The organism is Amycolatopsis sp. NPDC059657, assembly GCF_042734395.1.
In the GTDB taxonomy this organism is placed as follows: Bacteria; Actinomycetota; Actinomycetes; order Mycobacteriales; family Pseudonocardiaceae; genus Amycolatopsis.
In genome coordinates, this window is sequence record NZ_JBHWEB010000016.1 from 1 (window position 1) to 24808 (window position 24808).

Below are 24808 nucleotides of genomic sequence, written 5' to 3' on the forward strand. Positions count from 1 at the left end.
GCTCAGAGCTGACGAACGCCACATTGGGAGGCTGAAACCTGACGAAAGCCACATTGGGATTTTTTTCCCAGGCCGCGGGCTAGGCGACGATCGTCGCGCCGAGTGAGGCCTGGCGGGTCAGGAGTTCGCGGCCCAGTTGGGAAAGGGTGTGCTTGACGGCCGTGCCCGCGCGCTGGGTTTCCAAGAGGCCCGCCTCGCGCAGGATCGAGGCGTGGTAGCTCGCCGAGGCGAGGGAAATCCCGGCTTCCTTGCTCAGCTGGGTGGTGTTGCAGCCGGTCGCGGCCGCGCACAGGACTTGGGCGCGGGTCGGGCCGAGCAGGGCGGCGAGTGCGGCCCAGTCGAACTCGCGGCGGGCGGTGCCCGCGGGGTCGAGCCAGGTCGGGTCGTGTGCGATCGGGTAGACGAGCACCGGGGGCAGGCCGGGGTCGGCGAGCAGGGTCGGGGCGCCCTCGCAGAAGAAGGCGGGGACCAGGCGTAGGCCGCGGCCGTTCAGGTAGAGGTCGCCTTGGACGTGGTCGCCGCGCAGTTCGAGGATCGGTGCCTGCCAGCGCAGTGCCGGGTGGAGGCCGCTGAACAGAGCCTCGACGCCACCGTTGAGCAGGACGCGGGCGCGCGCCGCGCGGTCGCCGCCGACCTGCTTTTCGATCTGGGACCAATGGGGCTGGATGGCCGTCCGGTGATACTCGGCGAGACCGCCGACGAGGTCACGCAGCGTAGCCGAACGCGGTTCGCCGAGCGCCTTCGTCCACGATGGACCGTTGAGCAGTGAGAGCTCGGAACGCAACCGCGGCACCGGCGTCGTGAGGACGGCTTCGAGCCCGGCGTCGAGGCCGCGAGCGCTTTCACCCGGCGTCAGGAAGTCCGGCGAGTAACCGCGCGCCGGGGCGATCCGGCACAGCTCGCGCACCTGCGCGGTCAGTGAAACATCGGCTGCCCAACGGCCGAACAGCGGATGGTCGACAGGGCCCTGCAAAGCATGCAGGCTGAGCAGCAGCTCCCACAGCGGATCAGGGGTCTCCGCCAGCGTCACCCGCGCGAGGTCGGCACCGCTGAAGTGGATCCGCAGCGACATGTGTCCCTCCGCAGGTCAGACCCTTTCAAGCCAGGTCGAAAGGCTTGCCACCTGGCAATGTCGACTATTGAATCATGCGCGTCGGGTGGCGGGCGGTGGTGACTACTGGGGGGCATCACCACCGGAAAACAAAACGGCGCGCCCGGGACCGCGAGGATCGCCGAACGCGCCGTTTCAGGGTCTGGGGTTACGGGACGACCTGCACCACGTCACCGACGCTCAGGCTGCTGAACAGCTTCGCGGAGGCCGCGGGCGACAGGTGGACACAGCCGTGTGAGTACACCGACAGGCTGCCGGTGTGGAACGCGATCCCCGGTGAGAAGAACACCGAGTTCGGCATCGGGGCGTCGAACTGCTTCGAGTGGTAGTTCTTCACCTTGCTGCTGACGTGGAAGGTGCCGATCGGCGTCGGGTTGCCCTTCCGGCCGCCGAGCGCGCCGACCGGGCCGTAGACGACCTGGCCATCCTTGAGAAGCCAGACCTTCTTCGCCGAGACGTCGAAGCAGACGTCCACGTTCGCCGCGCACGGCACACCGGCCGCGGCCTGCGGCTTGGGTTCCGGCTTCGGCGCGGGCTTCTTCGAGGTGGTCGGCGCCGGCTTCTTGGACGAGCTACTCGACGTAGGCGAAGGCGTGGGCTCAGCCGACGATGAGGACGACGACGGAGCCTCCGTCGTCTGCGGCGCGGCGTTCGCCGCCACCGGCACGGTGTCGACATTGCTGGGCGCACCGCCCGAACACGCGGTCAACACCACGGCCGCCAAAGCCGCCGCCACCCCCGCCAAGATCTTCTTCACGACGTCGTACCCCCACACTCAGAGTTGCTCTCCCTGTTCACACCCCAAGACGGGTGTAGCCCATTCGGGGTTGATCCACAAAGGTCACGATTCGGCGACGCACGACAAAGCGGGCCTTACCCCAGTGGGATAAGGCCCGCTTCACAAGCCGTTAAAGGCCGCGCTGGACCAACGCGCCACCGTCAACCTTGAGGTGCAAGGCCGTCACGTAGCGGGACTCGTCCGACGCCAGATAGGTCACCGCGTGCGAAACGTCGCTCGACTCCACGTACGGGATCGGCATCGCCTGGAACGTCGCGAAAGCAGGCTCCGCGTCCTCGCGGGTCGGGTTTTCCAGATCCGGCCGGAACGTCTCGTACATCGGCTGGCTCTGCAGCAGCGGTGTGTTGCAGTTGGTCGGGTGCACCGCGTTGATGCGCCTGCTGGTCGGCGCGAGCTGCACCGCGAACGCGTTCACGTACTGCACCAGTGTCTGCTTGGCGAAGGAGTACGCCGCGCCGCCTGGCCCGGCGGGCCCGGTGTCGCCGTAGCCGGGGATGAGACCGGCCGCGGAGCCGATCATGATGATCGAAGCGCCCTCACCCAGGTGCTGCATCGAGGCGTGCACGGTGTTGATCGCACCGTTGAGGTTGATGTCGACGGTCTCGGTGAAGTTGATGATCGGGCGCCCGGCGCCGATCGGCGAAATGCCCGCGTTCGCGATGACCACATCGAGCTTGCCCAGCTCGGCGACACCCTCGTCGATGGCGGCCTGCAGCCCGACGCGGTCGCGGACGTCCGCGACCTTCGCGACGATCCGCTGACCGGTCTTCTCGACCAGCCGCACCGTCTCCTGCAGGTCCTCTTCCGTCGCCAAGTCGTATTCGGGGGATTCGACGTTCGCGCAGATGTCGATCGCGATGATGTCCGCGCCCTCTTCCGCCAACCGCACAGCGTGGCTGCGACCTTGCGCCCGCGCCGCGCCGGTGATCAAGACGACCTTGCCTTCCACCCGGCCCATCGGCCCTCCATCTGCTCTGTTCTCCGGCTTCTTCGCATGCATCATGTGCCTTGCCCCGACCGAACTCCGAGGAATCAGGCGGCTTTAAGGGGCCCCTAAAAGCAAATCGGGGTGGACGGCGTCAAGAAGCCGGGTCAGTGACGCTCGCCGCCCCGTTCTCGACGTGCCCGGTGAAGCGGCGAAGGAAGCCGTCGGAGGTGTTCGCGGAGGCGGTGAGGTCGTACCACCAGTCCGCCGCGCTGATGGTGAAGAGGTCCTCGGCCGTGTACCGCCACGGGGGCACCCGGAAGCCCAGCCCGATCGGCTTCCCCTGGACAACTCGCCCGTGGTGACCACAGTGGACAGTGCGTCGCTCGACGAGGTCGGCGGCATCGGCGGCGGGACGTGGTCGAAGAAGCCGCCGCCCTCGTCGTAGTTGAGCAGGAACACCGTCTTCGCCCAGACGCCGGGGTTCGCGGCCGGCCCCGGTGGTCGGCGTGCTCGGACAACGCCGCGGGCGCGACGATCCACGAGACCTGCGGCAGTGTCCCGACGGCGATGTCGTCGCCGAACGCCTTCACCAGATCGGGAACGGTCGCGAGCCCCTTGTCGTACAAAGGGTTCCCGGCGCGCAGGCCCTTGAAGTTCTTGAACCAGGCCAGCGCGTTGTCCTCGAAGTTGCCGGTCTCCTGGTGGACCTTCCAGCCGACCCGGCCGACCGCAGTCGCTCGGCGTAAGTAGTGGTCGCAGATCGTGAAAGCGTTCGCGAGCTGGTGGTAGAAGTCGAGGTCCTGGCGCTGCAGTAGCCCATGCCGAGCGCGGGCTGGCGCGCGATGGAACGGCAGGATGTGCCCGCCGAGGAAACGGCGACGGCTGATCTCTTCCGCCATGAGAGGCCTCCGATCGTTTGGTAAAACATCCGGACCAATTACTTACCGTCAAGGTGACCCCGACCAGGAATCCCCGATGAGCGGGAGGTGAACATCAGCCGACACGCCGGACGTGCCTTCGCCGAGCGCCACCGGGCAGCGCCGTAAACTCGCGCCATGCCGAAGCGCCTTGGCCTGAACCTCTCCGATGACACGCACGCCCAGATCAAGCAGCGTGCCGACGCCGCGGGCATCTCGGTGAACGCCTGGATACTCGCCGCCATCGAGCGCGAGACGTTCCGGCAGCTCTGCCAGGAGACCAACGCCTGGTGGGCCGAGCGCCCTGAGCTGGCCGAACGCGAGCACCGGGACTACTTCAAGCGCCTGAACGGTGACCGTGACTCGTCGGCCGCGTAGGGGTCAGATCCGGACGGTCGACGCTTCCCGAATGGTGCTCATCTACTCCGGCAACATGTTCAACGACCTGCCGGACGTGCCGTACGTGCTGACCATGGAGGTCTCCACCCGCCGCGACCCGATGGACGTCGAGCTGCCGGACGGCAACCGCGTCGCCTACACCCGCCTCGACCGCGTGCCCAAGTCCGCGCTCGGCGACCTCGTCGGTGAAGTGTCCGCCGAGCTGCTCGAAACCATCAACACCAGGCTGTTCATGGTGCTGACGACCCAGTAGCCAGAGCGCCTGACCCCGTCCGGTAAGCTTCTCCACGGAGGATTGGCCGAGCGGCCTAAGGCGCACGCTTGGAAAGCGTGTTGGGTTCACGCCCTCGCAGGTTCGAATCCTGTATCCTCCGCAGCCGCAAGGCCCTGGATGTTCCGGCATCCGGGGCCTTGTCGCATTTGCTTGAAAAGACAGGTGACGGACCGTATGGCCCTATGACCCGGTGATCCACCCCGACCTGTACCCTCCGCATTACCGAGGCACACCACGGCCCCCGACGTAAAAACGTCAGGGGCCTTGTTTGATTCCCCCTATATCCTTGCCATACCGAAACATTCGGTCGACACACCACTAGGAGACCCGCCCCCATGGCCGGAGTGGAAGAGGTCCGCGCTGGTATCGCGCTCGCGAAGGACAAGGCATCGGCTGGTATCGCGGCGCTACAGCAGGCCAAAATGGCACTAGAGGAAGCCCAGCAGACGCTCCAGCAGGCCACTTCCGGCAGCAGCCAGTCCGAGGTCACCCAGTCGCTGGGACTGTTCGCCGAGGCGATGAACCAGATCGACGGGATCGCGAGCACGATCGAGGCGGCGAACTCCTCGGCCGAGTCCTACTCGGCGCGGCTTTGACCGGCGCGGGCGGGATCGAAGAACTACACCAGCTGCTCCAGGCCGTCCAGGCAGGCGTCGTCGAGGCCTCCGCGCAGTTCGAACGGGCGAAAGCCTTGCTCGAAGACGCTACGCGAGCCATCGTCGAAGCACAGGCGAAGGCCGAACCTTGGCTGCCGCCTGAGCTCGCGAAGGCCATCGAGGGACTGGACGCCCAGCTCACCAAGATGGCAGGCGTGAACGAACTGCTTACCGCGTACCAAAGCCGGTTGTAGGGAGACATGGCGAACAGGGCCGAGGAACAGCGCAACCGTGTCCGTACCGCGTTGGAGCGGGTCCGGTCCCAGATCGCGTTGGTGCTCGGCGCCGCCGCCAACGCCAGGCAGGCGGCGGAGGCCGAGCTCGCCAAGCTGGAGCTCGAACGGGTGATAGTGCGCGCGGGCATCAACCAGGTGACCCCGCAGCAGCAGGCCGAATGGAGCCGTCACCCCGCGTCCGCCGAGGTCTTCTCCGCGCTGCGTGCCATTCGCGGGCAGTTCTACACCGACTGGACCGCCGGGCCCAACGCGTTGCGGGAACTGGTCGCCGCGAACGCACCGGGCCCGGCCGGGCGGCCGCCGGGTGATTGGCTCGGCCGCGTCGGCGCGAATCCGGGATTGTCGGCTCCGGGGTTGTGGCGAATCGGTTCGGCGACCGCGGAAGGTCAAGACATTTCACGGGTGTTCGATGTCGCCGTCCCCCTTTTGGACGAAGCGCACCTTTCGATCACTTCGGCGCCGAAAACGCGGGAAGCGGTCGACGCGATCGTCGAAAACCTGCTGATGCGGGTGCTGAGCACGTTCGAACCCGGCGCCGTGCGCATTCATCTCTGGGATATCGGGCAGCTGACCGCGATCCTGCCGAGCCTGTACCCGCTCAGCCGCACCAGCGCGCTGACGCTGTACGACCCGAGCAGGCTCGAAGACCTGCTCGACGAACTCGCCGGGCATATCCGGCGCATCCACGCGACCGGCATGCAGGCCGGATACACCACGCTCAGCGAAATCCGGCGCGAGACCGGGCAGCGCACCGAGCCGTGGCGCATCGCCGTGCTCTACGGCAACGGCGAAACCCTTGACCACGAACAAGCACGCGAGCTCAAGCGGGTGGCCAGCGGCGCGCTCGCGGCCGGGATCTCGCTGATCCTGATCGACGTGCCGACGGCGTTGAGCACCTCGGTCGAGACGATCGACCTGCTCGACTCGCGGCGCGCGATGAGCAGCATGACCGGGCACGACCTGGTCGTCGACCTGGACACGCCGCTGCCGTCTTCGCAGGTCACGCGGGCCGCACGGGCGATCGCCGAGGCGCTGATCGCCAAGCAGGGCGGGCCGCGCTCGTTCGCCGACCTGCTGCCGACCGAGTTCGGCAAGGAGAGCTCCGCACGGGAGCTCCGCGCGCCCGTCGGGTTCTACGAGGGCGAGCCGGTCGACGTGGTGATCGGCGACGCCAGCCCGCATGTGCTGATCGGCGGGCCGAGCGGGTCGGGCAAGACGAACTTCCTCTACGCGCTGCTCGGCAGCATGGCCGCGCGGTATTCGCCGAACGAGCTGGCGCTGTACCTGCTGGACTTCAAGGAAGGCGTGTCGTTCGCCGGGCTCGCGCCGGGGCGCAAGGACGCGAGCTGGCTGCCGCACGCGCGGCTGGTCGGGATCAACGTCAACACCGACCGCGAGTTCGGCTTGGCGCTGCTGCGTTTCCTCGCCGAGGAGCTGCGGCGGCGGTCGGCCGCGGCGAAGGAGCACGAGGTCACCAACCTCGCCGACCTGCGCGAACAGGACCCCGAGGGGCACTGGCCGCGGATCGTCGCGGTGATCGACGAGTTCCAGTACCTCTTCGCCGGGCGTGACGCGGTGACCGCGCAGGCGACCCAGCTGCTCGAGGACATCGCGCGGCGTGGGCGTTCACAGGGCATCCACCTGGTGCTCGCGAGCCAGGACGTCGCGGGCATCGAGGCGTTCTGGGGCAAGCCGGCGGTGTTCGAGCAGTGCACGCTGCGGATCGCGATGCCCAAGGCGCGCCGGGTGCTGGCCGACACGAACAACGCGGCCGTCGCCGCGCCGAAGTGGCACGCGGTGATCAACCACGATTCCGGGGTGGCGCACGGGAACCAGCTCGCGCACGTGCCGGACGCGAGCAGCAAGGACGTGTTCGTCAAGCTGCAGCACAAGCTGTGGGAGCGGCATTCCGACGGGCCGCGGCCACGGCTGTTCGACGGCGCGCATTCACCCGAGCTGGACCGTTTCCCCGCGTTCACCCGCCTGAAGCCGAATTCCAAGCCGCGGGCGCTGGTCGGTCAGTCGATCGACGTGACCGAGGCGGCCTGCGGGGTGGAACTGCCGTCCGCGCCGGGCCGCAACATCGCCGTGCTCGGTTCCGCTGCCGCCGAGGCGTTGTCCATTATGGACTCTTCGGCGCGGTCACTCGCTCGCCAATACCGGCATGGCGCGGTCGAGTTCATCCTGAGCTGCCCGATCGAGTCGTGCGTGCCCGCGGTGACCGAGCTGCTGCATCAGCTGCGGGCGGAGGGCCACAGCGCGACGTTGCTCGACGAGTTGTCGCCTCGGCTGACCGAGCTGTCCGAAGGTTTGTCCACTTTGGATACTCCGAAAGTCTTGCTGCTCTACGGTGTCGACGCCTCCTTGCCCGCTCTGGAAGCCAAGGCGCCTGGCGTCATGAAGAGCGGCCTCGATCACCTGCGGGTGCTGCTCAAGCAGGGTCCTGGACATGCCGTGCACACCATCGGCTGGTGGCGCAGTGTTTCCCGGCTCAAGGACACGCTCGGGTTCGCGGGCACCGACGACATCGGCACCTGGGCCGCGCTGGACGTGCAGGGCAACGAGCTGGCACCGTTCGCGGCAGGCATGGTCGTGCACTGGTCGCCGCGGCCTGGTCGCGCGTTGTTCTTCGACCGCAGCACGCATGGCGCACCGGAAGTGATCATCCCGTTCCAGCGGCCGGATGGTGGAGCATGACGATCGACGACAACGCGACCGCGGCGATGCGCTACAAGGAGATCGTGAGCATGGCTCGCGGCTCCGCGGAGCAACTCCGCAACTGGGAACTCGCCAGGGCGGACGAACTCGAGTACGCCAAGGCCGAAGCGGCGGCGGCCGTCACCGCCGCCACCGAACGCGAAGCCTGGGCCTCCGAGCGCGCGATCCGCTGGTGGCGCATGGCGATCCACAACGTCAACCGCCTGCCATGGCTGGAAACCGGCGGAGACCCGGAGCCCGCGTCCAACGCCCGCCCCCAGTACCTGGAGCGCTACCTCGAAGAGGTCAAGCCCTCCTACCAGGAGCTCGTCCAGGCGGTACTGGCCCTCGGCTGGCGCGCCAAACGCTAAAGAGGTCGTGAGTGGTATGGCCGGTTAGAACCGGCCATACCACTCACGAGCACTACGGCTTGGGCAAATACTTGCCGAGCAGCTGGTCCAGGTAGTCGAGCAGGTCGTAGAACGCGTCACCGATCGCGTTCCCCGTGCTCGGCCGAAACCGCAGCACCTGCGGGTCGTGGTCACTGGCCTGCTGGACGAACTCGGCGTTGATGTGCACGACGTCGTAGTCGAGGCCGCGCGTGGCCTTGGACGCCAGGATGTGGTCGAGCACCTGGGACTGGCCCTCGAACACGTAGCTGTACCGCTCGCTTTCCGGCACCGTCGCGATGAGGTCGGTCAGCGCGCCACCGGCGGTCAACGTCTTCACCGCGGGCGAGAACGGGTAATCGTTCAGGTCACCCGCGACGATGATGTTCGCATGCTTGTCCGCGGCCAGCAGCTGGTCGACGAAGCCACGCAGCACGGTCGCCTGCTTCGCACGCTGGACCTCCGAGCTGCGCGTCGGCGGCTGGAAGCGGCCGTGCGTCGGCTGGTCGCCGCCCTTGGAGTTCATGTGGTTGGCGATGACGAACACCGTGCGGCCACCGAAGACGAACTCGCCTGCCAGCGGCTTGCGGCTCGACGTCCACGCCTCGTTGGCCGGGTCGACGCGACCGGGCGAGAGCGTCAGCTGTGCCTTGCCGTGCACCTTCTTGACGCCGACCGGCGTCACCGCGTCACCGCCCGGACGGTCCACAAAGGACACGCGAGCCGGGTTGAACAGGAAGCCGACCCGGATGTTGCCGCCGGGCTGGCCACCGTCGGTCAGGTCCTGCGGGTCGATCTCGCGCCACTGGTAGCGCGGGCCGCCTGCCGCGACGATCGCGTCGGTGAACTTCTGCAGCGTCTGGTCTGCCGCGACGACACCGTCGCCGTTGCCCTTCGGGCCGTTGTTGTCCTGGATCTCTTCCAGCGTCACGATGTCCGGCGACGCGAGGCTGTCGACGATGCCGTGCGCGAGCTGGTCGAACTTGGCCTGCGTGTCCAGCGGCGAGAGGTTCTCGACGTTGTACGTGGCGACCGCGAGCTCGCCGGTGCGCTGCCCGCGGGTGGTCTCGCGCTGCAGCTTGTTGTCCTTCTCGGCGCCGAGCACCGAGGCCTGCAGCGTCGGGCCGCCGAAGTTGCTGTACTCGATCGGCCCGGAGGTGACCCCGGTCAGCACGTCACCGGTGTTGACCACCGGGAACGGGCGCTGGTCGAACGGGATCAGCGACTGCACCTTGAGCACGCCGGAGTTGAGCTTGTCGTAGTCGAGGTAGACCGAGCCGCCGCGCACCGACGGGTGCTGCTCCGGCTTGGCGGTGATGTACAGCTCGTTGAACGAGGTCGTCGGGCCGACGACCCGCGCGTCCGTGAAGCTGACGATCTCACTCTCGTGCGACTCCCAGAAGTCGAGCGAGTACTTCGACGGCTCGAGCGGCAGCGCCTCGATGTTGCCGCCAACCTGCGGCGCGACGGCGTCCGGGACCATGCTCGACACGACCGGGGTCGCGCCGGGCAACGGGTTGCCGCTGGAGTCGACCGTCCAGGTGGCAGGCGAAAGCTCGGTCAGCGACTGGAAGTTCGAGGTGGTGGGCGCGTCGGGGTAGAACTCGCGCACGGTGCCCGCGACGGTCACCGCGTCGCCGACGGCCACGGCCGGGGTGGTCGAGCCGGTGAAGACGAACAGGCCCTCGCTGGTGCGCGGGTCGGCGTCCGGCTGCGAGTCGGTGATCCAGAAACCACGTACCGAGCCGAACGGGCGGACGGCGGTGACCACACCGGTCACGTTCGCGACCTTCTGGTCCTTCAGCGGCGAAATGCGCGTGGTGCCCTGGATGTCGTGGACCTTGGCGTTGGTGGGAGCCGGTCCGGGGTCGCCGCCGGTGCTCTCGCCCTTGGTGTTGGTCGGGGTGGGCGCGACGGCGGTGAAGTCGGCCGCGTTGTCGTCGGTGTCGGCCAGCGAGACGGCACGCGCGACGGCGTTGGTGTTGCTCGGCGCCGGAGCCGGCGAGGTTTCGCGGACGACCGCGCCGCCGAAGCCGACCAGGTCCTTGATGCGGGTGTCCGCCGCGCAGTCGGCCGCGGTCTTGCAGGTCAGCGCGGTCGTGCCCTGGACGAGCGCGATCGTGCCCGCGGTGGCGGACATCGCGATGGCGCCGGTGGCGTCCGGGGTCGGCAGCGCGACGGTGCCGCCGGCGCCCTTGCCCTCGGCGACCAGGTAGCGCTTGCCTGCGGCGACGCTGCCGGTGAGCGCGGTCGACTGCCAGGTGCTGGACGCACTCGGCGAACCCGGCAGGTACTGGACGCTGAAACCGTCGAGGCTCACGGGCGCCGCGCCACGGTTGGCCAGCTCGATGAAGTCGTTGGTCAGCGTCGCGCCGCTGTTGCCGCCTCCGCCGTAGACCTCGGCGATCACCGCGTCCGCGCTGGGTGCCGCGATGGCGGTGGAGGCGCCCAGGACAAGGCCGCTTGTGACGGCAAGAACTAACAGACTTCGTCGGGAGTTCGTCACCCTGAGTCCCCTTATTCACTCGGACGGTCGACGAATAATCCCCCGAACAAGTGAGTAGCGGGAGGCCAATAAGGCAACAATTCGTGACTACTTCCCTTGGCTCCATCCATCGTGGAAGGATGAGGGTCCGCCGCCTGGGACCTGTTCAGGAGGCGTTTCTTTATGCCCATGCTGCCTTGGCTGGTGTCGCTCGTCACAGCCGCGACCGTCCCCGTCGTGGACCCCCAACTGCCCGCCGATGGCTTCAGCGTGATGACACCGGCGACCTCGGTGGCCTCCCGCAGCGACCGCAGGCCGGTGGCGGGCGGGGTATATGACCCGGTCGCGGACCAGACATTCATCTCGTGGTCGGGCAAATCGGCCGACACTTACGTGCAGGCGTACGACCACAAGAAGAAGACGTGGACGTCGCCGAAGAAAATCTCCGGCGGCGAGTCCGATTCGCACAACTACCCGACGATGGTCTTGGCCGCCGACGGGCATCTCCTGATCTTCCGCGGCATGCACAACACACGGACGGTGATCAACCGCGCGCCGAACGTCCATTCGCTGGACGGCACCTGGACCGAGACGAAGGTAGCGGCGGGTAATGCCGCGAGCTACCCGATGCCAGTCAAGCTCAACGACGGCACGCTGTTCCTGTTCTACCGCGAGACGACCAACCAGATCGATCCGAAGGCCGCTGCCGACTTCCGGCCGATGAAGTACATCGTGTCCAAGGACAACGGCAAGACGTGGAAGAACTCGGTCCAGCTGACCGGCAAGCCATGGGCGTTCGGCTCGAAGGGCCGCGCCGACCACATGGACGAGATCTACGTCGGCCAGCTGCGCCTTGTGCCCGAGACGGGCCGCATCCAGTTCGCCTACACCCTCGCGGGCGGCGGGCCGACCCAGCACAAGCACGACGTCTACCACCGCAACGTCTACTACGCGTCCTTCGACCCGGTCAGCCTGAAGTTCTACTCGGCGGCCGGGCGCGACCTCGGCACGCAGGTCGACGACAGCGAGCAGGAGCAGTACCTCAAGGTCGCCGACACCCCACTCGAACTCCCCGGCGGCGCGAAGTCGCCGGACTACATCCTGCAGGTGGGTTCCCAGTCCGGTAAGCCGTTCGTCCTCTGGTTCCAGTTCGACTCGAAGGGCGTCCCCCTCGACTACGCGGCAACCTGGAACGGCACCTCATGGGACCGCAAGCAAGTCACCACAGGCCTGCGCCTCCGCGAAGCCGAACCGCTCGACGCTCTCACCTGGCGCGTCTACGGCACCCGCGACAACAAGCCGAACATCGAGACGTTCCTGCTCACCCCCGGCAACACCTGGAAGCCGGAAACCACGATCACCACAGCGAAACCGGTCCAGCGCATCGAGGTCATCACCGGCTTCCACGACCCGGCGCGCATCCTGATCTCGGGCGCCTCGACCGACCGGGACGTCTCCGTCGCCGACGGCGACATCTACGTGGCCGGGTACAACTAAAAAAATCCCAATGCGGCTTTCGTCAGCTCAGAGCTGACGAAAGCCACATTGGCGTGCTGAAACCTGACGAATGCCGCATTGGGATTTTTTCCAGGTACCCAGAGCGCCCGAAAGTACCGAAAGACGCATTGGGGCAAAAAGGTGGAGGAGCGGACCGCGTTGTCCGCTCCTCCGGGTCTCGTAATGGTTACCAGCGATACCAGCGGCCGCCGCCGGTGGCCGGGCGGATGAAGAAGCCCAGCAGCCACAGGATCAACACGATCCCAGCTATCCACCAAAGCGCGTGCACCGCGAATCCGGCGCCGCCCAGTACCAGTGCCAGCAAGAGAACTACGATCAGCAGACCCATTTTACTAACCTCCCGGTTACGCGCTCAGCAGCTGGTTGAAGAAGGAGCGGTAGCTCCGCAACGCCACCCGAAGGTCCTCGGTGGGCGCTTCTCCTTGCTGCCATTGGGATTCGAGCTCACGCTTGTGCTCGGCGAAGGTCGCGGCCAGCGACTGCATGATCGCCGCGACCAGCTGGTCGGCGTCTTCGACGGCTCGTCTCGGGTCGTCGACGAAGGCGGCCTGCAATTCCTGCCACTGCGCACGGAATCCTTCGACTTCTTCCTGGCCGAACAGTTCCCTGGCGGGTTCGTCCTGGCGGGTTTCGTTGATGGGCGCGTTCTCGTCGGAACCGGCCTCGACTTCACCGCGCTCGGAGACTTCGCCTACCTCCGAGACTTCACCGTTCCCCGAGACTTCATCGCGCTCCGAGACCTCACCGCGCTCCGACTCGTAGTTGTCCGGTTCGACCTCACGCGACTCGTGTGCGTGACCGGCGTCCAACAGATCCTGCGTGTTCAATCCGCGTTCTTCCATCTCGTTCACCTCCGCTGCTCGTCGGCGTGATGCGCCTTGTCGTGATGCCCGTTGTTCTGGTGCCGATCGTCGGCGCCGTCGGTCAGCAGGTCCTCGAAAACGTTGCGGTAGCGCACCATCGCCTCACGCAGCCGCTCCGTCGAGGCCTGGCTGTGCTCGTGCTCGGACAGCGTGTCGTGCGCCGCACGGTACTGCTCGAGCGTGCGGGCGTGGCGCACGGAAAGGTCCGCGGCCTGCTGTTCGTAGCCGCCATCGGTGGGATAACCGCGCTCGGCCATCAGTTCGCCCAGCACCCGGTCGGCTTCGGTGAGCGCACCGGAGGGCCGGTCTACGAACTGTTCTTGGATCAGAGCCCAGCGCTGCGTGTACCGCTCACGCGCGGAGGCCGACAAGGGCTTGATGTCGAGCTCCTTGTGCCGCTTCTCGCGCTCGACGAGCTCACGCTCTGCCGCACGCGGGCTTTCCTGCTCCTGCACGGCCCGCTCGTACTCCGGGCCGAACTGCTCTTTGAGGTGGCGACGACGCGTCTGCTTTTGGAACAGGACTGCGACCAGAGCCACAATCACGACCGCCGCGACCACGAGGATGACAACCACTGTCGTGGACATCGGTTTCTCCTTGGGTTCTTTTACCCCTACTCCAAAGAGATTCCCGCTCGCGGGCTTCGGAAACTACGCCAGACGGCGCAACCCTGCTCGGCATCCGCCGCGACCGTCCACAAGCGACAGTCACGGTGAGACGCGTACGAAAAACGCCGGGTGGGTCACTTGGACTCACCCGGCGTTTCGTACCGCTGGCGGTGGCGGTGGGATTTGAACCCACGGACGGGGGTTACCCGTCACACGCTTTCGAGGCGTGCTCCTTCGGCCGCTCGGACACGCCACCGCCAAGAAATATACCCGACCGCCTGAGTGCGCCTCGAAGGGGTCCATGTCTTGCTCATCCGGCGCTCTGAACAGCGCCGATGCGTGAAATCAGGCGTGGCCCCCGCCACGCTGGCCCGCGAAAAACTGCCCCAGCAGCGCGGCGCACTCGCTCTCGAGCACACCGCCGAACACCTCGGGTCTGTGGTTCAGTCTTCGATCGCGCACGACGTCCCACAGTGAGCCGACCGCGCCAGTCTTGGGCTCCCAGGCGCCGAACACGAGCCTGGCGACGCGGGCGAGCACCAGCGCCCCGGCGCACATCGTGCACGGCTCGACGGTCACCGCCAGTGTGCAGCCCTCGAGGCGCCAGCCGTCGCCGTGTCTTCGGGCGGCGGCGCGGATGGCCAGAATCTCGGCGTGGGCCGTGGGGTCTTCGAGCTCTTCGCGCGCGTTGCGGGCGGTGGCGAGCACCGAACCGTCCGGCCCGAAGACGACCGCACCGATCGGGACGTCGGCACCAGAACCTCGCGCCACCTCCAAGGCGGCGCGGACGGCGTCTTCTGGGGCTCTCAGATCTCGTCCAGCAGCTTGGTGAACTCGCTGTCGAAGCCACAGCGCTGGGCGATCATCTGCAGTTGCTCGTCCGGATAGAGGTCCACCTCTCCGACGATAACCTCAAGCTCGACGCCCGGCAGGCCGAGATCGGCGAGAATCTCGAGATCGCCCTCCGGCCAGACCGACTCGTCGTCCTCGTCCGGCGGATCGACGCGCAGCAGATCGAGCACGTCGGCCGCGATGTCGTAGTCGAGTGCCGCCGCCGCGTCGGACAGCAGCAAGGATGGACCTCGCGGGCTGGGCCGGACGATCACGAAGAACTCGTCGTCCACCGCGAGCAGCCCGAACGAAGCACCGGTCGACCGTAATTTCCCGAGTTCCGTGATCGCGGCATCGAGCTCGGACAGCGCACCGGAATCCAGCGCACTGCACCGCCACTTGCCGTCTTCACGGACCACGGCCACCGCGAACCCCGTGATGGGCTCTTTAACCGCCATGCGCACACCGTATTCCCGTCTCCGGATGAGCGCACACACGGTGCGCCGACAGGCCGTCAGGTGCCACTATCGGGACATGACCGGACCCACCGACCTGCCGACCCTCCCGGACGCCCGCTTCGCCGGTTTGCTCGACGAGGCCAAGGCGCTGCAGGACAAGACCGTCTCGCTCCGCCGCGAGATCCACCGCCACCCGGAGCAGGGCCTGCACCTGCCGAAGACGCAGGAGGCGATCCGCAAGGCGATCGAGGACCTCCCGCTCGAGATCACCCCCGGCAAGTCGACGACCTCGCTCACGGCCGTGCTACGGGGCGCGAAGCCCGGTCCGGCGGTGCTGCTGCGAGGTGACATGGACGCGCTGCCGCTCCAGGAGGACACCGGTCTCGACTTCGCTTCGGCGACCGACGGCACGATGCACGCCTGCGGCCACGACACCCACGTCTCGATGCTCGCCTCGGCCGCGCGGCTGCTCGCCGCGCACCAAGACGAGCTGGCAGGCTCGGTCGTGTTCATGTTCCAGCCCGGCGAAGAGGGCTATCACGGCGCGAGGCACATGATCCACGAAGGCGTGCTGGAGGCGGCCGGTGAACGCGTCGAGCGCGCGCTCGCGCTGCACATCTTCAACAGCGCGAAGTCCGGAGTCATCCAGACCAGGCCGGGACCGCAGCTGGCGTCGGCCGACAGCTTCGTCGTCCGCGTGACCGGCAAGGGCGGGCACGGCTCCGCGCCGCACGACGCCATCGACCCGGTGCCCGCCGCGGCCGCGATGGTCGGCGCGCTGCAGACGATGATCACGCGCAAGGTGAGCGTCTTCGAGCCTGCCGTGCTTTCGGTCACCCGGATCACCGCGGGCACGACCAGCAACATCATCCCGGAGACGGCCGAGCTGGAGGGCACGATCCGGACGCTGTCGGAGCAGACCCGCGCGTTCGTCCGCGCCGAGCTGCCCAAGGTCTGCGAGGCGATCGGCGCCGCGCACGGCTGCCGGGTGATGGCCGATGTGGAACCGGGCTACCCGGTGACGGTGAACGACGACCACCTCGCCGAGCACGTGCTGTCACTGGCCGCGGAGGTGCTCGGCGCGCGGTACGCCGAGGAGATGCCGTACCCGGTGATGGGCGCAGAGGACTTCTCCTATGTGCTGCAACGGGTTCCCGGCGCGTTCGCGTTCCTCGGCGGCTGCCCGCCCGATGTCGATCTCGCCGACGCGGCGCCCAATCACTCCAACCGGGTGATCTTCGACGAAGCCGCCATGGCACACGGTGTCGCCTTGTACGCCGCGTTCGCTCTGGACGCCTTGCGCTGAGTGGCAGGATGAGCGGCGTGCGAGACGTATGCGTCATCGGTCTGGGCTTGATCGGCGGATCGCTGCTGCGCGCCGCGACGGCGGCCGGCAGAACGGCGTTCGGTGCCACGGCGTCCGAAATGGACGCGGACGCGGCGAGCAGACAGGGCTTCGACGTCACCGCCGACGTGGCGGTCGCACTGCGCCGCGCGGCCAAACAGGACGCGCTCGTGGTGCTGGCCGTGCCGCTGCCCGCGGTCGAGGACGTGCTGCGCCAGGTGTACGAGTACGCCTCGAACTGCCTGCTCACCGACGTGACCAGCGTCAAAGGGCCGGTATTGGACTCGGTCAAGCGGCTGGCGAAGTGGAACAAGTTCGTCGGCGGCCACCCGATGGCAGGCTCGCAGGAGTCCGGCTGGACGGCCACCGACCCCGAGCTATTCCAAGGCGCACCCTGGGTCGTCTGTGTCGAAGAGGACACCGACCTGCAGGCGTGGGCCGAGGTCGCGCAGCTGGCGATCGACGCCGGCGCGCACGTGATCCCGCTGCCCGCCGACTCGCACGACGAGACGGTCGCGCGCATCTCGCACCTGCCGCACCTGTTCGCCGCGATCCTCGCGACGATCGGGGCGCAGGGCGGGCCGCTCGCGATGGCACTGGCCGCCGGCTCGTTCACCGATGGCACGCGGGTGGCGCAGAGCCGTCCCGACCTGGTGCGCGCCATGACGGAGGGCAACAGGGCCGCGTTGCTGCCGATCGTCGACGAGGCGCTCGGCAGGCTCGGCGCGACCCGCGGCTCGTTGGCGTCGACCGGCGGGCTCGCCGCGACGATCAACGCCGGTCACGAGGGCGCGCAGATGTTCCAGGCCAGCAAGAACGTGCAGCGGGCCGGGGTGCGGGTGAGCCTGACCGCCGATGACGCCAGGGACGGCCTCATCGCGCTCGGCGAGCGCGGTGGCCGCATCACCGCCTTCGACGGGGACACGGCCATCGGCGAGGTCAGCTAGCTACTTCGGCTCGTCCGGGGTTTCGTCGTACTTGTTGATGAAGTCCTTGGCCTTCCCGGTGACCGAGTCGATCTGGTCACCGTGGCCGAACTTCGACTTCGCGAAGTCACTGGCCTTGTCGAGGCCGTCCTCGATCTTGTCGCCGTGCTCGCGAAGAGCTTCCTCTGCCTTGTTCTTCAACGCGTCGAAATCGATGCCCATGGCCCCCATCAAACCCGATCCGGCTCCGGACCGCGCACCGCGTCGAACGCGGCGGACACCTGATCCGCGACCCCGGCGAGCCGCTCGCTCTCCGGGAGCGGCATCGTCACCGGCCAGCGCTCCTCGCGGATGGCCGCCGCCAGCTCGGCCAGCGCTGCCTTGACCAGCTCGACCTCGGCGGGATCGGGCAGGTCACCGCTGTGCACGACGACCTGGGTGACGGCGTCGGTCACCCGCTCGAGCCCGGCGATGACCGGCCACCACGCGACGGCCTGGCGCCCGTTCGGCGACGGCTCGACGACGACCTGCTGGAACGCGGTCCGCAGATCGGCGAGTGCCCGGTAGGCCTTGCGGCGGGCGCGTGAGCGTTCCAGCCGGTCTTCACCCGAGACGGTGAGCGCGCGCTCGACGTACTTCGAGACGACGCCCATCGCGTCCGCGAGCAGCCCGCCGACGCGCGGCCTGCGGCTGCCAGGCCAGAGCAGATAACCGAAGAGCAGCACGATCGCGCAGCCGAGCACGGTGTCGACGAGCCGTGCGGTGGCGACCGACCAGGTCCCATTGGTGGACAGGTCGGTCTGCAAGATGATCAGCGGGGTGACGAACGCGCTGAGGATGCCGTAGTTGCGGACCTTCCCGATCGCGACGCCGCCCGCGAAGAGCCCGATCAGCACCACCAGCGCCCAGCCGTGCACGCCGAACCCGAGCGCCACGGCGCCGATCGCGACCCCGGCGACCGTGCCGATCCCGCGCAGCACCGCGCGGCCGAACACCGAGCCGAAGTCCGGCTTGAGCACCAGGCCGACGGTCAGTGTCAGCCAGTACGACCGCTCCAGCGGGATGAGCCAGCCGACCAGCTCCGCCAGCGCGACGCAGTAGGACAGCCGCAGCGCCGCGAGCCAGGTCAACGGACCGGAGACCAGCGAAGACGCCCACTCGCGCAGGCGGCGCAATGGTGAGGTCGGCGTGCCGCGCTTGCGGTCGTCGCCCTTGCCGATGCGGATCAAGCCGTTGTAGAGCGCTTTCGTGCCGGAGTCCGCGTCCGGCGGCGGCTTCGGTGCCTGTGGCAGCGGCTGGTTCGCGAGCACGGCGGCCGCGGCGGTGGTGAGGTAGTCGATGACCTCGGCGGGCGCGCGGCGTCCGGTGTGGACGAGCGCGACGGCGGCTTCGACGGCCTGTGTCGTCGCCGACAGCAGATTGAGCAGCTCGCGGTAGGCGGCGTCACGGCCGGAAAGCCAGGAGCGCGCGGTCAGCAGGCGGTCGTAGCCGGTGTTCATCGCGGTCGTGAGCTGGTTGCGGGCGACGCGCGCGGTCGCCTCGTCGGCCGCGGAGAGCATCGCGGCGAGTTCGATGTAGACGTGCGCGACGGCGTTGCGTTCCGGGCTGGTCGCGCGGAACGTCCAGCTGGCCAGCGCGACGACCAGGCTCCACGCGGCGCCGAGCAGGAAGAGGCCGAGCGCGTGCTCGACGCGGACCCCGGTGGCGTGCTGGCCGGTGCCGAGCACGCAGAAGACGAACATCTGCAGCCCGGCGACGGACGCGTTGCTGCCAGCCGCGCTGATCAGCGCCGATATCCCGGCTACGAGCACGACGGCGATCGCGGACGCGGCGACGCTCGGTCCGGTCAGCAGCCCGACGAAGTAGCCTGCGGCGGCCGCGCCGCTCGCACCTGCCAGCCGGATCGCGCGGTAGCGGTACGGGCCTGCCGACTCGGAGAGGACCGCGGGCAGCGCGCCGGTCGAGAGCATGGTGCCGACGGTGATGTCGCCGATCCAGAATCCGACGGCGAGCGGGACGGTCAGCGCGAGCACCGCCCTGACCACCATGTTCCAGGGAATGGGAACCGGCTTGCTGCGCAGGAGCTGGACCAGCCAATGCGGCGCGGCGAAATCGGGGCGCGTCGTGCTCACGTGACCATCTTGACCTATCGGCGGGCGGCCGGATTAATTATCGTCGCGTCAACAACCGTTTCGGGAGGCTCAAGTGGGCAAGACGTTCGGCTTCGAGGTCAACCGCACGAGCACGGCGACGGCGGCGACGCTGTTCCGGCTGGAGACCGACGGCGGCCGCTGGTCCGATTGGGCGAAACCGGTGATCGTCCAATCGAGTTGGGAACGCGAGGCCGCACCGGTCGGCGGGGTCGGCGCGATCCGCCGGGTCGGGCTGTGGCCGCTCCTGATGCGCGAGGAGACGATCGAGTACGAACAGGACCGTCGCCACGTCTACGCCTTCGCGGGCCCGCCGGCGCCGGTGAAGGACTACCGCGCGGAAGTGTTCTTCACCCCAAGGGATGACGGCGGCACCGACCTCCGCTGGACCGGATCATTCACCGAATCGTTGCCAGGCACCGGAAGTGTGCAGCTGGCCGTCCTCAAGACCGCGATCCGAGTCATCTCGGCACGTTTGGTTGCAACAGCGGAACGTAACTCATGATCACCTGAGACAACCCACGATCGCGTGACACGTCCTCCTATCGGGTAGTTCTTGCCCGACAAGGGCTGTTTCTTTTTAAAGAACCAGGGGACGTGTCATGCCAAAAAGGACACGAGTGGGGTGCGCACTCGTAGTCGTTCTGTCGCTCTTGGTGAGCTGTTCGACGCCGGATCCACAGCCGGACAGTCAACAGCGCAACCCGGCGCCCGGAGCGGCGCCCGCGCCGGTGAACGCGGCGCCGTACCCGTTCGGCCAGGTGCAGCAGAAAGCGCCGCCGGTCGCGGACGGCAAGGTGCCGGTGGTGCGCAGCATCAAGACCGACAAGCCGTACGTGTTCATCACCATGGACGACGGCGCGGTGCCGGATCCGCAGGCGCAGCAGCTGATCCAGCAGTCGGGCGCGCACCCGGTGCTGTTCCTGAACCAGAAGCACGTGAAGGGTCACGAGGCCTACTTCAAGGGCCTGCTCGACTCGGCGGGCGCGTCGCTCGGTGACCACACGGTCACCCACCCGAACCTCAAAGGCAAGCCGTATGACTTGCAGCACAAGGAGATCTGCGACGACGCCGACGACTTCGCCCGCGAATTCGGCCAGCGCCCGAGCCTGTTCCGCCCGCCGTACGGCAACTACGACCAGACGACGCTGAAGGCGGCGGCCGACTGCGGCATGCGCGTCGCGGTCCTCTGGACGGCCGCGGTCAACGACGGCGTGGTCCAGTTCCAGGTCGGCGACAAGCTCCGGCCGGGCGACATCGTCCTGATGCACTTCCGCAAGACCTTCGCCGAGGACTTCAACGCCTTCATCGCCCAGGCCAAAAAGGACGGTCTCACCCCCGTCCCGCTCCCCGACTTCCTAGGCTGACCCGCCGCCTGATCCGGCGAAAAAAATCCCAATGTGGCTTTCGTCAGCTCTGAGCTGACGAAAGCCACATTGGCGTGCTGAAACCTGACCAATGCCACATTGGGATTTTTTTCCCAGGGTCGGCGGGGTCAGCCGGCGCCCAGGCAGAGGAAGGGGCGCCGGAACGGGTCGACCGCTGTGGCTTCGGCCAAGGCGGTGGCCGGGGGAATGCCGGCCGCGAGTTGGCGGTGGAGGTCGGTCATGGCTTCGGCCGCGGCGCGGTCGCCTACGCGGGCGATGGCGCCGATGACCGTGCGGGAGCCGCTCGCCAGCAACGTCCCCGCGAAACCCAGTGCTTCTTCGCCGGGGCGGATGTGGCTCATGGCGAGTTCGCACGCGGCGAGCACGACGCGCTCGGGTGGGTGGGTCAGGCGGGAGGTCTCGTGGGCGAAGAGCGGGCCGTCGACCAGTTCGAGGCGGGAGAACAACGCGTTCGCGGGCTCGTGGGCGCCGTGGGCGACCAGGTGCGCGGTGCCGGAGCCCTCGAGCGCCTCCAGTACCGCGGCGCTCGTCGCGGACGTGCCGTCGATCAGCTGGGCGCCGGGGTAGACCGCGCGCAGCTGGCTCACCTCGCCGATCGCGCCCGGCACTCCGGGACCGCCTGCCAGCAGTACCGGCGAGGCGTGCGGGCGTTTCATCGCGGACAGCCAGGCCGTCGCGGACGGCGCGACCGTGAGCGGACGGCCGCGCAGCGACGGCAGCACCGCCCACGGGAGCACGTACAGCGGTCCGATCGGGATGATCACCAGCTCGCGGTCGGCGAACTGTTCGGTCAGTGAGGCGCGAAGCAGCTTGTCGAGCTTCTCCGCGCGCCGGGAAGCGGAACCGGCGACGGCTTCGGCGAGCATCTGGGGCAGGTGGTCGGGCGCGAGTGCGTCGAGGTCGGCGTGCAGCTGCTTCACCGTTTCGATGACCTCGGCGCGGTCGCCCAGCTTGGTGAGGCTGAACTCGCCGTCACGGATGATCACGCAGAAGAGCGTCTCGCCGTCGCTGACCACGCTGGCGAGCACGCGGTCGCCCAGCGCCTCGACGATCTCGTCGTTCGTCGCGACCGGCCGCGGTTTGCCCCACGGGCTTGTGTACCAGCCGAGCCTGCCTGCTTCGCCCTGCAGCGCGCTGTAGCGCTTTTCCAGCGCAGCCACGGATTCGCCTTGCAGCCGCTTGCGCTGGATGGTGCCCTGCACCTGCCGCATCTCGGTGATGTGCCTGGCCAGCACGGGATCCTCGATCACCGGCAACGGCTCGTAACGGTAGACCTGCGCACGCGTGAGCTCCTGCCAGGCGAACAGCTGCCTGGCCTGCGACTGGTCACGCCTGCCGCCGAGCACCAGTCTCACCGCGAGCCTGCCGAGCTCCTGGCCGTGCACGGCGGTGCCGCACACGAGGTCGAGGCCGCCCATGCGGTCACGGATCGCGCTGAGTTCGGTGAGCCCGGCACGTGCCTGCGCGAGCGCCGCGCGCCGCCGTCCGGTGGCGACGGCGAGTTCGGCGCGGCACAGCCGCAGCAGCATCCGGTGGTCGATCGGGGTGGTCTGACGGGGCTTCGGCACCTGAGACAGCAGGGTTTCCGCTTCGTCGACCGCGCCGCGACGCAGGTGCAGCCGAACGGCCAGCAGCCGTGCGGCCGCAGCCTCGTCTCGCAGGCCGAGCTCGGCCAGCCGCGGCGCGAGCTCGCTCAGCTCGCGTGGCAGCCGCGGTCCGGGCTTGCGTGCCTTGTTCGCCAACGCGGCGAGCGCGCCTGCGCGCAGCCTGGCCAGCGAGGCGATCTCGGCCCACCGTGCGTTGCCACGGCGCGAAAACCGCCGTCGCGCGGCGGCCGCGTACTTGCGGGCCAGCGCGAAATCGCCTTCCAGTATCGCCGCGGCGGCGCGGGCGACCTCGGCCTCGGCGATGTCCTGCGCGGCCTTCTTCCTGATCAGCTCCGGCATGATCTCATCGAGCTGGGCAGCCGCTTCTTCGGCGAGACCGGCCGCGAGCAGCGCGCGTGCCTGGTTCAGCCGCAGCAGCGGAAGCCAGCCTGGCCAGATCGAACGGTAGATCTGGCCCGCCTGCTCGTAGTTGCGCAGCGCCTCGGGGATGTCGCCTTCGAGCTGCGCGAGGTCACCCAGCCCGTGCTTGGCCTTCCCGGCGAGGCCGTGGTGGCCGTGTTCTTCGGCCAATTCGAGGCAGCGCCGCAGATCCGCGCGCGCGGATTCCGGGTTGCTCATCAGCACATGGACGTACGAGCGGTTGAGCAGGTCCGTGGTGAGCAGGAGCTTGTCGTCCTCGACCTCGGCGTCGACGCTGGGCAGCAACGCGTCGAACAGCGCGACGGAGTCGGCGAGACGACCGATGCGCGCGAGCATGATCGCACGCTGGAGCCCGACGGTGAACCGCAGCGTGCTGCGTTCCTTGCAGTCGGGCATCCGCAGCCGCATCGACTCGGCCGTGTCCAGGTGCTTCAGCCCCGACGCCGGCGACTTCGTCTCCGCTTCGGCCGACGCCAAGGAGATCAACACCTTCGTGCTGATCTCCAGCCAGTTCACGTCATCCTGGACCTGCTGGCCGAGGACCCGCAGAGCCTGGTGCAACAGCTTCGCGGTGACCGCGGGCCGGGAGTCCGCCGACGCTTTCTTGGCACGGTCGTAGAGATCACGTGCCGCTTCCACGGCTCTCATGAGTTCACAAAGCGGCCCAGGCACGCCCTATGGGAGCACACCTGTGCCTGCATCGGGAACGACCGTCCGGGTCTACAGGACCACTGTGGGCGTCACCACTGTCCGACGGCTCGCGAGATCCCCCAAATGCACGAGGATCTGCGTCGTTCCGCAGGGCACGTTGTCCAGCACGAACCGGCCGCCCTCATCGGCGGTCGTCTCCGAAGAGCCGTGCTCGGCCACCCGTACTTCGACGCTGTACTCGCCCGCGGGCACCAGCCACCCGTCGATCCGGTTCTTCCGCCCGACCTTGGTGAGGTTGATCATCACGGTCAGGTCACTGACGGTGAAGGTGATCGTGCCCTGGTCGCCGCTGCCACGGACACCGGCGAGCGCGTCCATGCTCTCCCAGCGCGCGACCTCGACGTCGAGGTTCTCCAGGTCTATGGCGAACTGGACCCGTTCGACCAGCCCGGCCGGTGGCGGGTCCATCTCGTCGAGAAACCTGTCCAAATCGGCCAGCAGTTCCTCGTCGCTCGGAAAGATCCTCCCGATCTCGTTCATCGGCTGCCCCCTTCACTGGCAAGCAATTCGCGCATCGTGTTGAGGCAACGCCCCCTGGTCGGTCCAACGCTTCCGCGCGGCATGTGCATGGCCTCGGCGACCAGTTGGTATTCGGCCCGTCCGGAAAGGACGGTCAGTCGGAGCAGTTCCTGGCACCGGTCGTTCAGCTGGAGGAACGCCTGCCAGAGGCGGCGGTCCCGGTCGGCCCTGATGGCTTCTTCCTCAGGTGCGGGCTGCGTGCTCGGCATCGACTCGGCGAGCTCGTCGCTCAGCGGGATGGGCGGTGTCTTGCGGCCGTGCGGACGCTGAGCCTCCCGCCGCGTCGTGGTGATCAGCCACGCGGCGAGCGCCCTGGGATCCTTCATCCCTTCGAGATGGCTGAACAAAGCCAGCCATACGGTCTGCACGACGTCCTCCGCGGTGTGCCGGTCCAATCCGTTGCCCCGCGCCACGTGCCAGACCAGCGGGGTCAGATCGGCGACCAGCCGATCCAGCGCCGATCGGTCGCCGGCACGGGCGGCCTGCATGCAGGCGGCATGCAACTCCGGGCCGGTCAGGCCTTCCCATGGCGGGTCCACTTCGGCTGTCTGGACGTCGGTCACCGTATCTGCC

General features: G+C 68.1%; 26 protein-coding genes, 2 tRNA genes and 2 pseudogenes. 12 read left to right on the plus strand and 18 right to left on the minus strand.

Annotated elements, in window-relative coordinates; all coding sequences use genetic code 11:
* Positions 1 to 79: 79 nt before the first annotated feature.
* From ACFV15_RS11115 to ACFV15_RS11140, 6 genes and pseudogenes are all read right to left on the minus strand, one after another.
* On the minus strand, positions 80 to 1072 hold the full coding sequence (locus ACFV15_RS11115; RefSeq protein ID WP_378350061.1) for an ArsR family transcriptional regulator: 993 nt from the start codon (positions 1070 to 1072) through the stop codon (positions 80 to 82).
* 187 nt (positions 1073 to 1259) lie between these two features.
* Positions 1260 to 1868 carry a L,D-transpeptidase gene (locus tag ACFV15_RS11120; protein WP_378350062.1) on the minus strand — a complete coding sequence of 203 codons (609 nt, stop codon included), beginning with the start codon at positions 1866 to 1868 and terminating at the stop codon, positions 1260 to 1262.
* A 151-nt stretch (positions 1869 to 2019) separates the two neighbouring features.
* Positions 2020 to 2868 carry a mycofactocin-coupled SDR family oxidoreductase gene (locus ACFV15_RS11125; RefSeq protein ID WP_378350063.1) on the minus strand — a complete coding sequence of 283 codons (849 nt, stop codon included), beginning with the start codon at positions 2866 to 2868 and terminating at the stop codon, positions 2020 to 2022.
* A 121-nt stretch (positions 2869 to 2989) separates the two neighbouring features.
* The gene (locus ACFV15_RS11130) at positions 2990 to 3151 is read right to left on the minus strand and encodes a hypothetical protein (RefSeq protein ID WP_378350158.1); all 162 of its coding nucleotides are present in this window, start codon (positions 3149 to 3151) and stop codon (positions 2990 to 2992) included.
* 80 nt (positions 3152 to 3231) lie between these two features.
* Positions 3232 to 3378, minus strand: a pseudogene (locus ACFV15_RS11135) (alkaline phosphatase family protein); the annotation flags it as partial.
* Positions 3348 to 3737: pseudogene (locus ACFV15_RS11140) on the minus strand (alkaline phosphatase family protein); the annotation flags it as partial. The pseudogenes ACFV15_RS11140 and ACFV15_RS11135, both read right to left, overlap by 31 nt.
* A 156-nt stretch (positions 3738 to 3893) precedes the next feature.
* On the opposite strand from ACFV15_RS11140, the gene ACFV15_RS11145 reads away from it, so the two are divergent.
* From ACFV15_RS11145 to ACFV15_RS11175, 7 genes are all read left to right on the plus strand, one after another.
* Complete coding sequence (locus ACFV15_RS11145) at positions 3894 to 4133, plus strand: hypothetical protein (RefSeq protein WP_378350064.1); 240 nt, start codon at positions 3894 to 3896, stop codon at positions 4131 to 4133.
* 31 nt (positions 4134 to 4164) lie between these two features.
* Positions 4165 to 4407: a hypothetical protein gene (locus ACFV15_RS11150; protein WP_378350065.1), complete on the plus strand. Its 243-nt coding sequence runs from the start codon at positions 4165 to 4167 to the stop codon at positions 4405 to 4407.
* A gap of 36 nt (positions 4408 to 4443) precedes the next feature.
* Positions 4444 to 4528: transfer RNA gene (locus ACFV15_RS11155), tRNA-Ser, on the plus strand.
* Positions 4529 to 4763: 235 nt separating this feature from the next.
* A complete protein-coding gene (locus ACFV15_RS11160; protein WP_091288392.1) occupies positions 4764 to 5024 on the plus strand; it encodes a hypothetical protein in 261 nt (86 codons plus the stop codon).
* Positions 5021 to 5278, plus strand: coding sequence for a hypothetical protein (locus tag ACFV15_RS11165; protein ID WP_378350066.1), 258 nt, complete (start codon positions 5021 to 5023; stop codon positions 5276 to 5278). The genes ACFV15_RS11160 and ACFV15_RS11165 overlap by 4 nt, the downstream gene beginning before the upstream one ends.
* Before the next feature lie 6 nt (positions 5279 to 5284).
* Positions 5285 to 8017: an FtsK/SpoIIIE domain-containing protein gene (locus tag ACFV15_RS11170; protein ID WP_378350067.1), complete on the plus strand. Its 2733-nt coding sequence runs from the start codon at positions 5285 to 5287 to the stop codon at positions 8015 to 8017.
* A gap of 2 nt (positions 8018 to 8019) precedes the next feature.
* Positions 8020 to 8388, plus strand: coding sequence for a hypothetical protein (locus tag ACFV15_RS11175; protein WP_378350155.1), 369 nt, complete (start codon positions 8020 to 8022; stop codon positions 8386 to 8388).
* A 52-nt stretch (positions 8389 to 8440) separates the two neighbouring features.
* Here ACFV15_RS11175 and ACFV15_RS11180 read toward each other — a convergent pair whose 3' ends face one another.
* Positions 8441 to 10912 (minus strand): endonuclease/exonuclease/phosphatase family protein, encoded by a 2472-nt coding sequence (locus tag ACFV15_RS11180; protein ID WP_378350068.1) that lies wholly within the window; start codon positions 10910 to 10912, stop codon positions 8441 to 8443.
* 162 nt (positions 10913 to 11074) lie between these two features.
* Here ACFV15_RS11180 and ACFV15_RS11185 point away from each other — a divergent pair, with 162 nt between their 5' ends.
* Complete coding sequence (locus ACFV15_RS11185; RefSeq protein WP_378350069.1) at positions 11075 to 12388, plus strand: BNR-4 repeat-containing protein; 1314 nt, start codon at positions 11075 to 11077, stop codon at positions 12386 to 12388.
* 187 nt (positions 12389 to 12575) lie between these two features.
* Here the strand turns inward: ACFV15_RS11185 and ACFV15_RS11190 are convergent, their stop codons facing one another.
* The 6 genes from ACFV15_RS11190 to ACFV15_RS11215 all read right to left on the minus strand — a co-directional run bounded on the left by ACFV15_RS11190 (position 12576) and on the right by ACFV15_RS11215 (position 15169).
* Entirely contained in the window at positions 12576 to 12737 is a 162-nt protein-coding gene (locus tag ACFV15_RS11190) for a hydrophobic protein (protein ID WP_378350070.1), read from the minus strand.
* Positions 12738 to 12753: 16 nt separating this feature from the next.
* Entirely contained in the window at positions 12754 to 13251 is a 498-nt protein-coding gene (locus ACFV15_RS11195; protein WP_378350071.1) for a hypothetical protein, read from the minus strand.
* Between the two features lie 5 nt (positions 13252 to 13256).
* Positions 13257 to 13859: a hypothetical protein gene (locus ACFV15_RS11200; RefSeq protein WP_378350072.1), complete on the minus strand. Its 603-nt coding sequence runs from the start codon at positions 13857 to 13859 to the stop codon at positions 13257 to 13259.
* Positions 13860 to 14045: 186 nt separating this feature from the next.
* Positions 14046 to 14136: transfer RNA gene (locus ACFV15_RS11205), tRNA-Ser, on the minus strand.
* 89 nt (positions 14137 to 14225) lie between these two features.
* On the minus strand, positions 14226 to 14690 hold the full coding sequence (locus ACFV15_RS11210) for a nucleoside deaminase (RefSeq protein WP_378350156.1): 465 nt from the start codon (positions 14688 to 14690) through the stop codon (positions 14226 to 14228).
* Positions 14687 to 15169 (minus strand): tRNA adenosine deaminase-associated protein, encoded by a 483-nt coding sequence (locus ACFV15_RS11215; protein ID WP_091288401.1) that lies wholly within the window; start codon positions 15167 to 15169, stop codon positions 14687 to 14689. Before ACFV15_RS11215 ends, ACFV15_RS11210 begins: the two co-directional genes overlap by 4 nt.
* Before the next feature lie 76 nt (positions 15170 to 15245).
* Here ACFV15_RS11215 and ACFV15_RS11220 point away from each other — a divergent pair, with 76 nt between their 5' ends.
* Together ACFV15_RS11220 and ACFV15_RS11225 are read left to right on the plus strand one after the other, a co-directional pair.
* Positions 15246 to 16475 (plus strand): M20 family metallopeptidase, encoded by a 1230-nt coding sequence (locus ACFV15_RS11220; protein ID WP_378350073.1) that lies wholly within the window; start codon positions 15246 to 15248, stop codon positions 16473 to 16475.
* An 8-nt stretch (positions 16476 to 16483) separates the two neighbouring features.
* A complete protein-coding gene (locus ACFV15_RS11225) occupies positions 16484 to 17461 on the plus strand; it encodes a prephenate dehydrogenase (RefSeq protein ID WP_378350074.1) in 978 nt (325 codons plus the stop codon).
* Here the strand turns inward: ACFV15_RS11225 and ACFV15_RS11230 are convergent, their stop codons facing one another.
* Entirely contained in the window at positions 17462 to 17662 is a 201-nt protein-coding gene (locus ACFV15_RS11230) for an antitoxin (RefSeq protein WP_378350075.1), read from the minus strand.
* 8 nt (positions 17663 to 17670) lie between these two features.
* Complete coding sequence (locus ACFV15_RS11235; RefSeq protein ID WP_378350076.1) at positions 17671 to 19572, minus strand: FUSC family protein; 1902 nt, start codon at positions 19570 to 19572, stop codon at positions 17671 to 17673.
* 73 nt (positions 19573 to 19645) lie between these two features.
* Between ACFV15_RS11235 and ACFV15_RS11240 the strand changes: the two genes are divergently transcribed.
* Together ACFV15_RS11240 and ACFV15_RS11245 are read left to right on the plus strand one after the other, a co-directional pair.
* On the plus strand, positions 19646 to 20095 hold the full coding sequence (locus tag ACFV15_RS11240; protein WP_378350077.1) for an SRPBCC family protein: 450 nt from the start codon (positions 19646 to 19648) through the stop codon (positions 20093 to 20095).
* A gap of 97 nt (positions 20096 to 20192) precedes the next feature.
* Complete coding sequence (locus tag ACFV15_RS11245; protein WP_378350078.1) at positions 20193 to 20957, plus strand: polysaccharide deacetylase family protein; 765 nt, start codon at positions 20193 to 20195, stop codon at positions 20955 to 20957.
* A 128-nt stretch (positions 20958 to 21085) separates the two neighbouring features.
* Here ACFV15_RS11245 and ACFV15_RS11250 read toward each other — a convergent pair whose 3' ends face one another.
* The 3 genes from ACFV15_RS11250 to ACFV15_RS11260 form a co-directional block, all read right to left on the minus strand.
* On the minus strand, positions 21086 to 23653 hold the full coding sequence (locus ACFV15_RS11250; protein WP_378350079.1) for a CHAT domain-containing protein: 2568 nt from the start codon (positions 23651 to 23653) through the stop codon (positions 21086 to 21088).
* Positions 23654 to 23725: 72 nt separating this feature from the next.
* Positions 23726 to 24196, minus strand: coding sequence for a hypothetical protein (locus ACFV15_RS11255; protein WP_091288409.1), 471 nt, complete (start codon positions 24194 to 24196; stop codon positions 23726 to 23728).
* Positions 24193 to 24798 carry an RNA polymerase sigma factor gene (locus ACFV15_RS11260; protein WP_091288410.1) on the minus strand — a complete coding sequence of 202 codons (606 nt, stop codon included), beginning with the start codon at positions 24796 to 24798 and terminating at the stop codon, positions 24193 to 24195. Before ACFV15_RS11260 ends, ACFV15_RS11255 begins: the two co-directional genes overlap by 4 nt.
* Positions 24799 to 24808: the final 10 nt, after the last annotated feature.